Annotated in this window: 9 protein-coding genes; 8 read left to right on the top strand and 1 reads right to left on the bottom strand. The window is 43.5% G+C overall.

What is annotated here, in order from left to right; all coding sequences use genetic code 11:
• Positions 1-46 precede the first annotated feature (46 nt).
• The gene (locus RDN93_RS09915; protein ID WP_308745366.1) at positions 47-1711 is read right to left on the bottom strand and encodes a putative transporter; all 1665 of its coding nucleotides are present in this window, start codon (positions 1709-1711) and stop codon (positions 47-49) included.
• 258 nt (positions 1712-1969) lie between these two features.
• Here RDN93_RS09915 and mutA point away from each other — a divergent pair, with 258 nt between their 5' ends.
• The 8 genes from mutA to RDN93_RS09875 all read left to right on the top strand — a co-directional run bounded on the left by mutA (position 1970) and on the right by RDN93_RS09875 (position 16192).
• Entirely contained in the window at positions 1970-3871 is a 1902-nt protein-coding gene (mutA, locus tag RDN93_RS09910) for a methylmalonyl-CoA mutase small subunit (protein ID WP_308745365.1), read from the top strand.
• 1 nt (position 3872) lies between these two features.
• The gene (scpA, locus tag RDN93_RS09905; RefSeq protein WP_308745364.1) at positions 3873-6020 is read left to right on the top strand and encodes a methylmalonyl-CoA mutase; all 2148 of its coding nucleotides are present in this window, start codon (positions 3873-3875) and stop codon (positions 6018-6020) included.
• 206 nt (positions 6021-6226) lie between these two features.
• Positions 6227-6847: an RNA polymerase sigma-70 factor gene (locus RDN93_RS09900; RefSeq protein WP_308745363.1), complete on the top strand. Its 621-nt coding sequence runs from the start codon at positions 6227-6229 to the stop codon at positions 6845-6847.
• A gap of 119 nt (positions 6848-6966) precedes the next feature.
• Positions 6967-7950, top strand: a complete 984-nt coding sequence (locus RDN93_RS09895; RefSeq protein WP_308745362.1) for a FecR domain-containing protein — start codon at positions 6967-6969, stop codon at positions 7948-7950.
• A gap of 32 nt (positions 7951-7982) precedes the next feature.
• Positions 7983-9128 (top strand): peptidase M26, encoded by a 1146-nt coding sequence (locus RDN93_RS09890; protein WP_308745361.1) that lies wholly within the window; start codon positions 7983-7985, stop codon positions 9126-9128.
• 181 nt (positions 9129-9309) lie between these two features.
• Positions 9310-12831 (top strand): SusC/RagA family TonB-linked outer membrane protein, encoded by a 3522-nt coding sequence (locus tag RDN93_RS09885; RefSeq protein WP_308745360.1) that lies wholly within the window; start codon positions 9310-9312, stop codon positions 12829-12831.
• 19 nt (positions 12832-12850) lie between these two features.
• Positions 12851-14608, top strand: a complete 1758-nt coding sequence (locus tag RDN93_RS09880; RefSeq protein WP_308745359.1) for a RagB/SusD family nutrient uptake outer membrane protein — start codon at positions 12851-12853, stop codon at positions 14606-14608.
• 24 nt (positions 14609-14632) lie between these two features.
• Entirely contained in the window at positions 14633-16192 is a 1560-nt protein-coding gene (locus tag RDN93_RS09875) for an endonuclease/exonuclease/phosphatase family protein (RefSeq protein WP_308745358.1), read from the top strand.
• Positions 16193-16516 lie beyond the last annotated feature (324 nt).

The following is a 16516-nucleotide window of genomic DNA, read 5'->3' as shown; positions in this document are numbered from 1 at the left end:
CTTTGAAAGATATAGCCGGCTTTACTGCTTATATGCTAAGCTCGATTTACATCATCGCCAATAATATCATCTGTCCTGTCAGAATACGGAGGAACATTGATAATGGATAAACGGTAGAGTATCCTACTGCGGGAGCATCGCTCGATGTTACTTGGTTGGCATAAGCCAATGCGGGTGGATCGGTGTTGCTACCGGCTATCAATCCCATCAGGGTAAAGTAGTTTACCTTATAATATAACCGTGCGACAGCACCGATGATAAGTAGCGGAATGACTGTGATAAGGAAACCGCAACCTACATATAGCAGACCGTCACCTTCGACTACCGTTTGTACGAAATTGGCACCGGCATCTATACCGACACTGGCAAGGAAGAGCACGATACCGATTTCACGAAGCATCAGATTGGCACTCATTGTCGTATAAGTCACCAAGTGGAACTTATGACCGAAGCGTCCGATAAGGATGGCAACTACCAGCGGTCCACCGGCCAAGCCAAGTTTTAATGGTGTCGGCATACCGGGGAAAGCGATAGGCAGGCTGCCTAAAAGAATTCCTAAGAAGATGCCAACGAAAATAGTGATGATGTTCGGTGTGTCCAAACGTTTAAGTTGATTACCCAATACACCTGCTACGCGTTCTACAGCATCTTGTTGGCCTACTACCATGACACGGTCGCCCACTTGTAACACAAGGTTCGGGTCGGCAAACAAATCCATACCGGAGCGGTTAACGCGGGTTACATTGACTTCGTACATACTGCGGAAGTGCATGGAACCCAAAGTTTTTCCGTTGATTTCCGGTTTAGTGACCAGGATACGGCGGGATACCATCGGAAGGTCTTGCTTCTCCCAGTCTATATTCACCTCTTTACCTATAAATACGGTAATGGCAGCAGCATCATCTTCAGAGCAGACAATGAATAACTGGTCGCCAACATTGAAAATGGTTTCGTGATTGGGGATACTTACGTGTCCCTCATGACGGATGCGGGAGCAGACGAACTGGCGTCCTAAGAATTCCTTAACTTCCAGCAGTGTCTTCCCGTTGATAGATTCATTGCGCACCTCCAAGCTAAGCATGTGAGGCATTAAATGTGCATCTCCGCTCTGTGTTTTCAGACTTTCTTCTTCCTTCGCCATGTTGACACGGAAGATGTAGCGGATAGCGATGATAGAGCCGATGATACCTACTACACCAAGTGGGTATGCGCATGCATAACCCAGCGCAATCTGCGGGCCGTTGTAGCTCAATTGGTTCAGGGCTTCATTGGCGGCACCAAGTCCCGGAGTGTTCGTCACAGCTCCGTAGAGGATACCTACCATCATCGGCAGTTCCACACGACCGTTCCAGAGGTAATAAAGCCCCAATGCAACAGCAATATTTAACACTACGATGCCTACAGCCAACAGGTTCAATGTCATTCCTCCTTTTTTGAAAGAAGAGAAGAAAGATGGCCCCACCTGAAGACCGATACAGAATACGAACAAGATCAATCCGAATTCACGGATGAAATGTAGGATGTGTGTATCGGCTGTGAAGCCGAAATGTCCCATTAGGATGCCGGCAAACAAAACAAATGTGACGCCCAAAGATACACCGAATATCTTTATCTTACCGAGATACACGCCGGCTGCCACTACGAATGCGTAGAGGAACACGATGTGTGCCACGGAACTGGGGTCCCACAATAAACTTTGTAACCAATCCATAAATATAGCAGTTTTTATAATGTCTTTTTCAAAACGGGTGCAAAATTACTTATAACATTGATGTAAATCAAGTATTTCTTCTCTTTTATTTTATTCATCAAATGTCCGACATTCTGCAAGCGGGCTATGCGAATTTTCTATAAAAAAGAGCTTTGTTTTAACTAATTAGTTATATTTGCAAGTCGAACAACAGACATTTGGAAAGAGACAGATAAAAATAAAGACAATATTAATTCTTGTTTTAATTTTAGATAAACTATGGCAGACAAAAAAGAAAAACTCTTCTCAGACTTTTCTCCTGTCTCCACCGAACAATGGATGGAGAAGGTTACAGCCGACTTGAAAGGTGCTGATTTTGAGAAGAAGCTCGTTTGGAAGACAAACGAAGGGTTCAAAGTGAAACCTTTCTACCGGATGGAAGATCTGGAAGGTTTAAAGACTACTGATGCGCTTCCCGGAGAATTCCCGTATCTGAGAGGAACTAAGAAAGACAACAATGAGTGGCTGGTTCGCCAGGAAATCAGAGTGGAATGCCCCAAAGAGGCCAATGCGAAAGCACTGGATATCCTGAACAAGGGTGTCGATTCACTTTCTTTCCATGTAAAGGCAAAAGAACTCAATGCAGAATATCTTGAAACTTTGTTGAATGATATTCAGGCTGAGTGTGTTGAACTGAACTTCTCTACTTGCCAGGGACACGTTGTAGAACTGGCTAATCTGCTGGTAGCTTATTTCCAAAAGAAGGATTATGATGTGAAGAAGCTGAAAGGTTCCATCAATTATGATTTCTTCAACAAGATGCTGACCCGCGGCAAGGAAAAGGGCGATATGGTACAAACTGCCAAAGCACTGATTGAAGCTATCCAACCGCTTCCTTTCTACCGTGTACTGAATGTGAACGCTTTGACTTTGAACAATGCCGGAGCTTATATCTCACAGGAATTGGGTTATGCGTTGGCTTGGGGTAACGAATATATGACCCAACTGACCGATGCCGGTGTTCCTGCTGCTATAGTGGCTAAGAAAATCAAATTCAACTTCGGTATCAGCTCCAATTATTTCCTTGAAATTGCTAAATTCCGTGCTGCACGTCTGTTATGGGCGAATATCGTAGCTTCTTACAATCCTGAATGCTTGCGCGACTGTGAAAACAAAGGCCCTAACGGTGAATGTCGTTGCGCGGCGAAAATGGCGGTTCATGCCGAAACTTCGACTTTCAATCTTACTCTGTTTGATGCGCACGTGAACCTGCTCCGTACACAAACTGAAGCGATGAGTGCTGCATTGGGTGGCGTAGATTCAATGACTGTCACTCCATTTGACAAGGCTTACGAAACTCCGGACGACTTCTCAGAACGCTTGGCCCGTAATCAACAACTGTTGTTGAAAGAAGAATCGCATTTCGATAAAGTAATTGATCCGGCTGCCGGTTCTTACTATATTGAAAACTTGACAATATCTATTGCACAGCAAGCATGGAATCTGTTCTTATCAGTAGAAGAAGCCGGTGGTTTCTATGCTGCATTGAAAGCCGGAACTGTTCAGGCTTCTGTGAACGAAAGTAATAAAGCCCGTCATAAGGCAGTGGCTCAGCGTCGTGAAGTTTTGCTGGGTACTAACCAATTCCCTAACTTCAATGAAAAGGCCGGTGATAAACGCCCGGTTGAAGCAAAATGCTGCTGCGGTGGAAAAGACCATACCTGTGAGAAAGATGTGGATACATTGGTATTCGACCGTGCTGCCAGTGAATTTGAAGCACTCCGTCTTGAAACGGAAGCATCGGGCAAACGTCCGAAAGCGTTCATGCTGACTATCGGTAACCTGGCTATGCGTCAGGCACGTGCACAATACTCTTGCAACTTCTTGGCTTGTGCCGGTTATGAAGTGGTTGATAACCTCGGTTTTGAAACAGTAGAAGCCGGAGTGGAAGCTGCGATGGCTGCGAAAGCTGATATTGTCGTAATCTGTTCCAGTGATGATGAATATGCGGAATATGCAATTCCAGCATTCAAGGCATTGAACGGTCGCGCTATGTTTATCGTTGCCGGTGCTCCTGCTTGTATGGATGAACTGAAAGCAGCAGGTATCGAAAACTTCATCCATGTTCGTGTCAACGTACTGGATACCTTGAAAGAGTTTAACGCCAAACTATTGAAGTAAGATGAGAAAAGATTTTAAGAACTTAGATATATATGCCGCATTTCAGCCAGTTAACGGTGCTGAATGGCAAAAGGCTAACGGTATCTCCGCTGACTGGAAAACGCCGGAACACATTGAAGTGAAGCCTGTTTATACAAAAGAAGACCTCGAAGGAATGGAACATCTCGGTTATGCTGCCGGACTTCCTCCTTATCTGCGTGGTCCGTATTCAGTAATGTACACCCTTCGCCCCTGGACTATCCGTCAGTATGCCGGATTCTCTACTGCCGAAGAATCCAATGCTTTCTATCGCCGTAATCTGGCTTCCGGTCAGAAAGGTTTGTCAGTAGCGTTTGACTTGGCTACTCACCGCGGTTATGACCCCGACCACGAACGTGTAGTGGGTGACGTAGGTAAAGCAGGTGTATCTATCTGTTCATTGGAAAACATGAAAGTTTTGTTCGATGGTATTCCTTTGAACAAGATGTCTGTATCCATGACGATGAACGGTGCTGTACTTCCGGTTATGGCATTCTATATCAATGCCGGTTTGGAACAGGGCGCTAAACTCGAAGAAATGGCAGGTACTATCCAGAACGATATTTTGAAAGAATTCATGGTGCGTAATACCTATATTTATCCACCTGCATTCTCTATGAAGATTATCTCTGATATCTTCGAATACACTTCACAGAAGATGCCTAAGTTTAACTCTATCTCTATTTCCGGTTATCACATGCAGGAAGCAGGTGCTACCGCAGATATTGAGTTGGCTTATACATTGGCCGACGGTTTGGAATATCTCCGTGCCGGAACAGCGGCAGGTATCGATATCGATGCATTTGCTCCGCGTCTTTCTTTCTTCTGGGCAATCGGAACCAATCACTTTATGGAAATAGCCAAGATGCGTGCTGCACGTATGTTGTGGGCGAAGATTGTGAAACAGTTTAATCCGAAGAACCCGAAATCACTGGCCTTGCGTACTCACTCACAGACTTCCGGATGGTCATTGACGGAGCAAGATCCGTTCAACAACGTAGGACGTACTTGTATCGAAGCTATGGCCGCTGCTTTGGGACATACTCAGTCTTTGCATACCAATGCATTGGATGAGGCTATCGCTCTTCCGACAGATTTCTCCGCACGTATTGCCCGTAATACTCAGATTTATATTCAGGAAGAAACCTATGTCTGTAAGAACGTTGACCCGTGGGGTGGTTCTTACTATGTAGAGTCCCTGACGAACGAACTGGCTCATAAGGCTTGGGAACACATTCAGGAAATCGAAAAACTGGGCGGTATGGCGAAAGCTATCGAAACCGGTATTCCGAAGATGCGTATTGAAGAAGCTGCCGCACGTACACAGGCCCGTATCGACAGCGGTCAGCAGACTATTGTTGGTGTGAACAAGTATCGTCTGGATAAAGAAGCTCCAATTGATATTCTTGAAATTGATAATACTGCCGTTCGTCTTGAACAGATTGAAAACCTGAAACGTTTGAAAGAAGGACGTAATCAGGCAGAAGTGGATAAAGCATTGGCTGCTATCACTGAATGTGTGAAGACTGGCAAGGGTAACTTGCTGGAACTGGCAGTTGAAGCAGCTCGTGTTCGTGCTACTTTGGGCGAAATTTCTTATGCGTGCGAACAGATTGTAGGACGTTATAAAGCAATAATTAGAACGATATCAGGCGTGTATTCATCAGAAAGTAAAAACGATAGCGACTTCAAGCGTGCTTGTGAACTGGCAGAGAAGTTTGCGAAAAAAGAGGGACGTCAACCTCGTATCATGGTTGCAAAGATGGGACAAGACGGTCACGACCGTGGTGCCAAGGTGGTAGCGACAGGTTATGCAGACTGCGGTTTCGACGTGGACATGGGGCCATTGTTCCAGACTCCTGCGGAAGCGGCTCGCGAAGCAGTAGAAAACGATGTTCACGTAGTGGGTGTTTCTTCACTGGCTGCCGGACACAAGACATTGGTTCCGCAGATTATCGAAGAGTTGAAGAAACTGGGACGTGAAGACATCGTAGTGATTGCCGGTGGGGTTATTCCTGCACAAGATTATGATTTCTTGTATAAGGCAGGTGTAGCCGCTATTTTCGGTCCGGGTACTCCGGTTGCGAAAGCTGCTTGTCAGATTTTGGAAATTCTTATGGATGAAGAATAAGGCAATCAACGGGTTGTATAAACCATGAAATGATAATTAAAAAAGGGTCAGTTGCTGACCCTTTTTTTGTATCCTATTATTGAAATATTCCCTTTGGGGGATTTTATAAAAAGTACCTTAAATTTGATTTATTGAAAAAATATTCATAATATTGTCATCACTTTGTTAACTATTGGACCGTACCTTTGCGTATAAAATTCTAAACTATGGTAGATTTCATGGATGATAAACAATTATTGGGGGAGCTGAAAAGAGGCAATAATGTGGCTTTTGAGTTTCTGTTCAAGAGTTATTATCCTCGTTTGCGAGGGTATGCTATCCGTTTTATTGAAGATGAAGAAACAGTCCGTGATATTATTCAGGAGTGTTTCTTGCGATTTTGGGAACGTCGTGAAATGTTATCTGCTCTTTCACTCACTTCTCTTCTTTTTTCTATGGTTCGTAATGGATGCCTGAATTATTTAAAACATCGCTCGATTGTTGAAAAGTACCGGGTGGAGTATCTGGCAAAGGTGGATGGAGAAGAAAGACTCTACTACGCAGACTTTATGCAGGATGCGGAACATAAATTATTATATAATGAATTACAGGAACAGATTGCTTTTGTGCTCAATCAGTTGCCGGACAGGTCGCGTGAGATTTTTCTGTTAAGTCGTTTCAGAGGATTGAAGAACAGGGAAATCGCGGAAAAACTACAAATATCGACTACGGCAGTCGAAAAACATATTGCAAGAGCTTTACAATATTTTTCCAGGCATTTCAGTGAGCACTATCCGGTGGATTTGTATATGATGATATTGGCATGGCTGATGATGGAGCAAAACTGATTAATTTGCTCTTTAGTTATATTAAAGAATAAGAAGCAGGAAAGTTTTTTCTGCTTTTTTTGTTTCGGGAGTTGGGTAAATGAAATATGGGTTGTTACATCTTATAGAAAGTGAATATAATGAAGCAAGAAGAAAATATCCGAGAATTGGCTATTCAGTATTTTGAAGGACGTATATCAAGAGCTGACGAAAAGACCCTGTTTGAATGTATTGAACAGACTGAGGGTGGCTATGGCAGATTCCGTCAATGGGAGAAAGAATGGATGAGCAACCGGGTGTCTGATTCGCAGACTGATGCCGAATGGGAAGCATTGAAGCATAAGATGTACACGCAGGAAGCTATTGTTCCATTATTGAAGAAACCGAAACTGAATATATGGAAGATAGCCCGTATCGCTGCCGTGGTAGCGTTGATTATCAGTAGCACGCTGGGTATCCGGCAAACTGTTTACCTGTTTACACCGAAAACGTTCTTTGTTTGCGAAGCCCCGCTGGGGGATAAGAGTAAAATACAGCTTTCGGATGGGACTATCGTATGGCTGAATTCAGGTTCCGTACTAAGATATTCGAATCATTTCAATACTGCCGACCGGGTTGTGGAACTGGAAGGAGAAGGATATTTTGAAGTAACCAGGCGGAATGGAAAGAGATTCACGGTAAAGACGCAGGAATATGATGTGGTGGTGAAAGGTACGAAGTTTAATGTATCCGCCTATCCGGACGATTCTTATATAACTACTACCTTACAGGAAGGAACGGTAGAGTTGAATTATAAGGAAGAACAAATACGGATGTCGCCGGGAGAATCCATTTCTTTGGATTTGCAGACAGGGCAGTTGAAAGGAAAGAAAGTCAATGCATGGCAGGCAATGGCGTGGGCGGAAGACAGAATCGAATATGACGATATAACATTGGGAGAGATGGTGAAGAAACTTTCCCGTCAGTACGATGTGCGTATTCAGTTGGAGTCCGAGAAGTTGGGCGACATGAAGTTCCGTGTTTCGTTGCGTAATAAAGAGACAATCGTAGACGTAATGGATGCGCTTAAAGAAATCATACCTATCAAAGTAGAATACAAGGAAAAGGATATATATATAAGATAAGAACTCTATGTTTAATTGTAAAGAAATCAAGTATGAATATTACTCAAATAGGCAGATTGGGGATGCTGTTGATGATGGCATCTGTTGCAATTTCGTGTTCTGACTCTAATCCTTTAGACTCATATACCCGTGTTCCATTTGAAAAGACGGAAACGGACGATGGAACTAGTGATGGTGACGGAGACGGTGCCAGCGGTTTGTTCGAGAAAGGAAACGGAACGGACAGCAAACCTTATGTGATAATGGATGGGACGCAGATTAAGAATATGCGTAGTGTATTGAAATCGGGAATAAAAGTTTATTTTCAGTTGGGCGCTGACATTGATATGGCAGGTATTGATGATTGGCAATCATTGAATGGCTCAGGAGATTTCCCTTATGAGATAGACTTTGACGGAGACAGTCATGTCATTAAGAACTTTAAATGCTCTGCCGGTGATTATCCGAGTTTCTTTGGGGTGTTGTGTGGTGATTGCCGTAATGTAGGTTTTGTTGACGCTTCCGTTTCGTCCACTCGGCAAGGTATAGGAATTATCACCGGTTATCTTGGACTTAAAGATAAGGGAAATGGTAGTAAGACGGGAAGAATTGTGAATTGCTATACGACCGGTGAGGTGATAGGATCCGGTGCTGCTGGTGGAATCGCCGGTGTGTTGGCAAACAGCTATGACGGACAGGAAAGCTATATAAAGAACTGCTATTCAAGTGCAACGGTCAACGACCAGGCTGCAAGCGGTGGAAAAGCGGGTGGTATTGTCGGGCGGAAAGTTGGTGTCGGTGGCTTTATTGAAAACTGTTATGCATATGGGGCGGTCAGCGCGACAAAAGGAGGCATAGGTGGTGTTTTAGGACAAATCGACAAGAATAGTGATATTGCCATCAAGAACAGTGCAGCATGGAGTAATATGACCGGAGTAGATACTTCGTCAACCGTAGGACGCATTGTCGGTGTATCTGCTTCATTGGGCAGCTATGAGAATTGTTATGCTTATGATGGTATCGTACTGAAAGTGAATGAAAGTATAATTATTCCATCGGACGAATCGTCGGCTACGGGAACGACATTTCACGGAGTGGCAAAAACGACCGGAGAGCTGGAAGATATTATCGTAGCTTGGAATCCGAATCTTTGGAAAAAAGGAACGGACGGTTATCCGATATTCCAGTGGTCTGAATAATAAGAGCCTATAAATACAAAAAGCAGAAATAATCTGCTTTTTTGTGTTTATAGGAGTTGGGTAGATGGACGATGAGTTGTTTTATCTTATAGAGGCGGTTCTTGGAAATTACTACAATCGAATATATATATATCCTTAAATATAAATCACTTTAAATTGTAACAACTTAATTGATAAAATTATGAATGACCGAAGAAACTCATTTTTTAGATTGTTTCTCCTGATTCTGTTATGTATGGGCGTCCAGTCATTTAGGGCGCAGACAGTTACGAAGGTCTTTAAGAATGAGCCGCTAAAAGCGGTATTGAAAGAAGTTGAGCGGCAGACAAAGTACTCCATTATCTATAAAACAGACGAGGTTAATGAAAACAAGCGAATAACAGCTTCCTTTCAACAAACAACTGTAAACAATGTGCTTGCTGCTGTTTTGGATAAAGACGTAGAGTACAAGCTACAAAACCGGATGATTATCATCACAAAGAAAACAGCACGCAATACCGCTACTGTCCCATCACAGTCCTTACACCGGGTTGTGGGGAAAGTAGTCGATGTGAATGGCGAACCGATAATTGGTGCCAGTGTACAGGTGGTGGGACAATCTATGGGGACAGTCACAAACTTGGATGGTGAATTTACGTTGTCGTCCGTTCCGGTCAATGCGGTAATCGTAGTGTCATATATCGGGTTTGAAAAGAAAGAAATCAAAGTCTCCGAGTTGCAGAAATCTTCGAGAGTGATGCTCCGTGAGGATACAGCGACGTTGGAAGAAGTGGTAGTCGTTGGTTATGGTACTCAAAAGAAAGTCAATCTGACGGGAGCCGTAGCTGTAGTAGACACTAAAACGATGGAAGACAGACCTGTGCCGAGAGCTTCGCAGATGTTGCAAGGAACAGTTCCTAATATGAATGTTACTTTCGGGTCGGGCTATCCGGGGGCTTCGGCAACTATCAATATCCGTGGTGTCAATTCTATTAGCGGCAATGCATCGCCACTGGTTCTGATTGACGGTATAGAGGGAGATGTCGATCGCTTGAACCCGAATGACATCGCATCTATTTCAGTGCTGAAAGATGCCTCTTCTGCTGCCATTTACGGTGCGCGTGCCTCTTATGGTGTTATTCTTGTGACTACCAAAGAGGGGTCTGCCCGTAAGACTACCGTTTCGTATGATGGGAGATACTCATGGAGTAATCAGACGACTTCTACCGATTTTGAAACCAGAGGCTATTATTCGGCTGGTATTAACGACCTGTTTTATACCAACTACAATGGAAAGCCTTATACTAATTATACGGAAGAAGATTACCGTCAGCTTTGGTTACGGCGGAATGATAAAACGGAGAATCCGGAACGTCCCTGGGTAGTGACCGACCAACGCGATGGAAGGGACACATATGTATATTACGGTAATTTTGACTGGTATAATTATCTCTATCGTAAAAACAGACCGATGTGGGAGCATAATATCAGTGTTAGCGGGGGAAATGACAAGCTGAACTATTACTTATCAGGAAATACAGTTGACCAGACTGGTATCTTCAGGCAGAACCCCGATAAGTATAAGGTATATAACTTCAGAAGTAAAATCTCGGCTAAAATAACTCCGAGGCTGACCATCAGCAATAATACGAAGTACCATTACAATAGTTACTCTTATCCGGGACTGTCGGGCATTAATAACAACTTTAATACTGCTGTGAATCATGCGTTGGCTAGCTTTGTACCTGTCAATCCTGACGGTAGTGCCGTGTATCTGACCTCATTGAGTAATTCCGCAGTTTTGGATGGGATGGGGGCTATCCTTGCTTATGGAAAGCATAAAAATGAAGACCAGCGGTATGAGTTTTCCACAACATTTGAGGCAAGTTTCAATGTAATGAAAAACCTGAATATCCGTGCCAATTACAGTTACCTGCACTATAATTATCAAACCATGAACAGAACGGTGAATGTGCCCTATTCCAAATATCCAGGTGAAATATCCTACCTGACTACCGGAAACGGTGTGAATCAGTTGAAAGAAACACAAACCAATCATTGGTATCAGGCCTTCAATGTGTATGGTGACTATATGTTGGATTTTGCCGGTCATCAGTTCAAGATTATGGCTGGTTATAACTATGAAACCAAGCGTCTGAAAGACATTAAAGTCTCCCGCCAAGGGTTGCTTTCCGATGACCTGAATGACTTGAATCTGGCAGTCGGTGACGCAATGACTATGTCCGGCGGACAGAATGAATACGCACTTCTAGGTGCATTTTATCGTCTTAATTACTCCTACAAGGGCGGCCGTTACTTATTTGAGACGAGCGGACGCTATGACGGAAGTTCTCGTTTCAGAAGCGGACACCGTTTTGGTTTCTTTCCCTCAGCTTCCGTAGGATGGAGAATCAGTGAAGAACCGTTTTTCGGAAACTTAAAGAAGAATATTGATAATGTGAAATTACGCTTGTCGTACGGTTCGTTGGGAAATCAGCAGGTAGGATATTATGACTATATACAAACCATTAACACCAATGGCACAATGAATTATATATTTGGTGATCAGAAGAAAGGCTCTTATGCCAGTGTTTCCGATCCGAATTCCGCCGACCTGACTTGGGAAACCGTTTCGACTTGGAACGTGGGACTAGACCTCGGCTTTTTGAATAATCGTTTGAACTTGACTGCCGATGCTTATATCAGGGATACCAAAGGTATGCAAACTTCCGGCAAGAAACTTCCCGGTGCTTACGGAGCTAATGAACCCAAGCAAAATGCAGCCAACCTGCGTACCAAAGGTTGGGAATTGATGCTGACATGGAACGACGCTTTCAAGCTGGCAAACAAGCCTTTCCGCTATAACCTGTCCGTAGGCTTGGCGGACAATACATCGGAAATAACGAAATTCGATAATCCGTCCAAGATATTGAGCGATTATTATGTCGGGCAGAAACTGGGAGATATTTGGGGATATGTAGTGGACGGACTTTTCAGAACGGACGAAGAAGCGGCAAACTATAACGTTGACCAAACGGCAGTGAACTTCGTTATCAACACGGCACAGGTGAATCCGGGACTTCATGCCGGTGATATGAAGTTCGTAGATTTGGACGGTAACAATAAAATATCTTCCGGTTCGAATACAGCGGATGACCCGGGTGACCGGAAAATAATCGGAAACTCATTGCCGCGTTATACGTATAGTATTCAAGGTGGTTTCGACTGGTACGGTTTCGACTTCTCTATCTATCTCCAGGGCGTAGGACATCAGGACTGGTATCCGGGCACTAACTCCGTATTCTTTTGGGGACCGTATGCGCGTCCGTACTCATCATTCATTCCCCGTGATTTCTTGAGTAATGTATGGAGTCCGGAAAATCCGGATGCTTATTTCCCGCGTCCGATAGGGTATCTTGCTTTGGGCAATAATCGTTCTTTGGGAGTGGTGAACGACCGTTATTTGCAGAATCTAGCCTATTGCAGGGTAAAAAATATAACAGTAGGTTATACGATTCCCGCCGTATGGACGAAGAAAGTGAAGATAGAACGCCTGCATATCTATTTCAGTGGCGAGAACCTGTTTACTTTCTCTCCACTAAAGAGTGATTACATTGATCCGGAACAGGCATCGGCGGAGAACTCCATTAAGTCGGCAAATGGTAACGCTAAACTGTATCCTTGGTCGAAGACCTATTCTTTTGGAGTGAACGTAACTTTTTAAACTAAATAATATCTGAATTATGAAACCTGTTTATATAGTATCTTGGTTGCTCGCATTGGCGGTATCTTTCGTATCTTGCGACGATTGGTTGGATAAGACACCTAAAGACCGTCTGTATCCTGATGTGTACTTCAAGACTGAGGATGAGTTGCGATTGTTTACGAACCAGTTTTATAATAACTTGATTCCGGCTGCCGCCGATATCTATTCCGAATCATCCGATTTAATTGTCAAGTCCGATTTGATGCTCGAAATGTCCGGGCAGCGTATCATCCCCGATGAGGGAAACGGCTGGAATTTTACTGCACTCCGGGATATTAATTTCTATTTGCAGTATTCTCACAACTGCACGGATGTGAATGCCCGTAACCGTTATGATGGTGTCGCCCGTTTTTTCAGAGCTTATTTCTATTTTGAGAAGGTGAAGAGGTACGGTGACATTCCCTGGTATGACAAAGCACTTGATTCGGACGACCCGGATTTGTATAAGGCCCGGGATTCACGGGAATTCGTCATGCAGAAAATGTTGTCCGACCTGGATTTTGCGATTACCAATCTTCCGAAAACAAAAAATGCATATATACTGACCCGGTGGACAGCCTTAGCACTGAAATCCCGTGTCTGTCTGTTCGAGGGGACTTTCCGCAAATATCACGGATTAGAGGATTATGAGAAATATTTGGATGCTTGTGTCTCGGCATCCGAAACTTTTATGAATGAAAGCGGATATACGCTCTATAAATCGGGCAGTACACCTTACAGGGATTTATTCGCTTCCATGAATCTGCAAGCGGATGAAATCATTTTCGGTCGCGACTATGAAGCCTCTCTTTCTGTTCTTCATAATGTGCAGAATTATGAGAATGCCACTACGATGGGGCGCCCGGGATTAAATAAGAAGATTGTGAATTCTTATCTGATGGCGGACGGAAGCCGTTTCACGGATAAAGCCGGTTATGAAACAATGACTTTCGAGCAGGAATGTCAGAATCGGGACCCACGACTGGCACAAACTATCCGTACTCCCGGATATACGAGAATAGGAAGTACAAAGAAAGAGGCTCCGAACCTTGCTTACACAATGACGGGATATCACCTGATAAAATATTCGATGACGGCTAATTATGATGAATATAATAAATCATGCAATGATATTCCACTGTTCCGTACGGCAGAGATATACTTGAATTTTGCAGAAGCAAAAGCCGAATTGGGAACTTTGAAGCAGGCGGATATTAATAAATCCATCAAGTTACTCAGAGACAGGGTAGGGATGGGGAATCTGGATATGGAACTGGCTAATTCAAAACCGGATCCGTACCTGATGAGTGCTGCCACAGGTTATCCGAATGTGAAAGGAGCTAACCAGGGGGTAATTCTTGAAATTCGCCGTGAACGGACTATCGAACTGGCGATGGAAGGTTTCCGCTATTACGATATCATGCGCTGGAAAGAAGGAAAATTATTCGAGAATGACTTGCTGGGAATCTATATCCCCGGTCCGGGTACTTACGATTTGGACCAGGACGGTACGGATGATGTCTGCTTCTACGTTGGAACGAAACCTGCCGGAAATGTACCTTTATATCTGGAAATTGGCGAACAGATTCGTTTGTCGAACGGTGAGAGCGGTTATATCATCTGTCATAGTCTGATTACTAAAAAATGGAATGAAGACAGAGATTATTTATATCCTGTTCCTATCAGCGAACGTACTTTGTCCAATGGTGCAGTCACACAGAATCCCGGTTGGAATGACGGATTGAACTTTAATTAATTAGATTCAGAAATATAAATTCTTATGAAAAATATGATTTCTTATATATGTCTTCTGGCAGCAGTGTTTGCCAACTTGTCCTGTGCCGATGACATGGACAACTCCAAGTTCGATAATATGATACCCTACGGCAAGCAGGAGGTTTCTTATACTTACCCGAAAGGAGAGGATAATCTCAGAGTACTGACTTTTAACATAAGGCATTGTGCCGGCAGCGATGGCGTGATTAATTATGACAGAACTACCGCTATTATCAATGGAATGGAGCCTGATATTGTTTGCTTGCAGGAAGTGGACTATATGACTACCCGCAGCAATAAAGTCGACCAGTTGAAAATCTTGGCAGATAAAACAGGAATGAACCACTATTTCAGTAAGTCAATCAGCTATCAGGGAGGTGAATATGGAAACGGTCTTTTATTTAAAGGAACACCGGTCAGTACACGGACTTACCCGCTTCCCGGTGCCGAACTTCGTTCTGCTGCCATAGCCGAATTTGAGAATTATGTAGTCATCTCCACGCATCTGGCTCTGGAAGAAAATAACAGAATAGAGTCTGCGAAGTTATTGACACAGCTTGCCAAAGAATACAAAAAGGTAGTGTATATGGCAGGTGACTTTAATGAAGACTTGATGAACGGGGCATTCTTTACGGAGTTGAAAAAGGAATGGAATGTAGTTAGTTCTACGGAAAATACTTTCCCTACGGGGCAATCTACCAAGCGCATCGACTTTGTTGTGGCATTGAAGAGTCCTGCAACGAGTGTGGTGAAATCGAATGTCGTGTATAATCTGGACGGTGTTAACGTTTCGATGGCTTCCGACCATTATCCTCTTTATTGCGATTTCCGCAAGGTGACGGCACTCGAAGAATTTCCGAAAGCCGCGGGCGATTTGCGCATAGCTAATTACTTCATGAAAAACTGTGCCGGTACGGACGGAATTATTGACTATGACCGCATCGCTGCTGTTATAAATAAAATGAATTCCGATATTATCTGCTTGCAGGGACTGGATAAGGAGACGGAGCGCTCAAGCGGCATAGACCAGTTGAATACATTGGCGCAAAAGAGTAATATGCATGATTATTTTGCTAAAGCGATTGATTACAAGGGCGGAGAGTTTGGCGTAGGTATATTGACGAAAGACGAACCAATCAGTGTGGACAGGTATCAGATGCCGGGAAAGAGTGAGATGCGTGCGGCAATGGTAGTGGAATATGAGAAATTTGTGGTAGCTAGTACGAATTTTGATACGGATATGGCTAAACGTATTGAGGCGCTTCAGACATTGCATACGAAGTTGTCCGCTTATAACAAGCCGGCATTCTTGGCTGGCTATTTCAATGAAGGCAATTTGGAAAGCGACTTCTTCAAGAAAGTAAAGGAAGATTGGAATCTTCTTAGTGCGGACAAGTCGACCGAAAACGGTGGAAAACAGCGTCGTCTGGACTTTATTGTATCTTTGAAAGACCATGACGTTACTGTGACGCAAGCCGACGTGATGGAATATCTGACCGGAGCCGACGTTGCGACCGCTTCTTCACACTATCCTCTCTTCTGTGACTTCACAGGTTTGAAATAAAACATGATTGGGTGCGGAATGCTATATGGATACTAATTGACTAAAATGTAATAATCCCGTTTTTTCACTCCAGATAGATAGAATGAAGAAACGGGATGTTATTTTGCTCGTATTCTCATTATGAGTGCTTTACTTTGGTAGGAGTAACATATTCTGCAGAATATTGTTCTTTTAGACAAATATTCGTGTAACTTTGCAAACTGTTAGTATAAAAAACAAGAGGAGAAAGAATGATAGTTTGCATAGCCGAAAAACCATCTGTAGCACGCGATATAGCCGAAGTACTCGGCGCTCATACCAGAAAAGAAGGATATATAGAAGGAA

It is taken from the genome of uncultured Bacteroides sp., from assembly GCF_902491285.1.
Taxonomy (GTDB): Bacteria; Bacteroidota; Bacteroidia; order Bacteroidales; family Bacteroidaceae; genus Bacteroides.
The sequence above is the reverse complement of the archived record's forward strand: the minus strand, read 5'-3'. Positions and strand labels throughout refer to the sequence as shown.

Bases quoted from the DNA above. Each gene is read 5' to 3' on its own strand.
- RDN93_RS09890 (WP_308745361.1), top strand. From the start codon at position 7,983: ATGAATATTACTCAAATAGGCAGATTGGGGATGCTGTTGATGATGGCA.
- RDN93_RS09915 (WP_308745366.1), bottom strand. From the start codon at position 1,711: ATGGATTGGTTACAAAGTTTATTGTGGGACCCCAGTTCCGTGGCACAC.
- mutA (WP_308745365.1), top strand. From the start codon at position 1,970: ATGGCAGACAAAAAAGAAAAACTCTTCTCAGACTTTTCTCCTGTCTCC.
- RDN93_RS09885 (WP_308745360.1), top strand. From the start codon at position 9,310: ATGAATGACCGAAGAAACTCATTTTTTAGATTGTTTCTCCTGATTCTG.
- scpA (WP_308745364.1), top strand. From the start codon at position 3,873: ATGAGAAAAGATTTTAAGAACTTAGATATATATGCCGCATTTCAGCCA.
- RDN93_RS09900 (WP_308745363.1), top strand. From the start codon at position 6,227: ATGGTAGATTTCATGGATGATAAACAATTATTGGGGGAGCTGAAAAGA.
- RDN93_RS09880 (WP_308745359.1), top strand. From the start codon at position 12,851: ATGAAACCTGTTTATATAGTATCTTGGTTGCTCGCATTGGCGGTATCT.
- RDN93_RS09895 (WP_308745362.1), top strand. From the start codon at position 6,967: ATGAAGCAAGAAGAAAATATCCGAGAATTGGCTATTCAGTATTTTGAA.
- RDN93_RS09875 (WP_308745358.1), top strand. From the start codon at position 14,633: ATGAAAAATATGATTTCTTATATATGTCTTCTGGCAGCAGTGTTTGCC.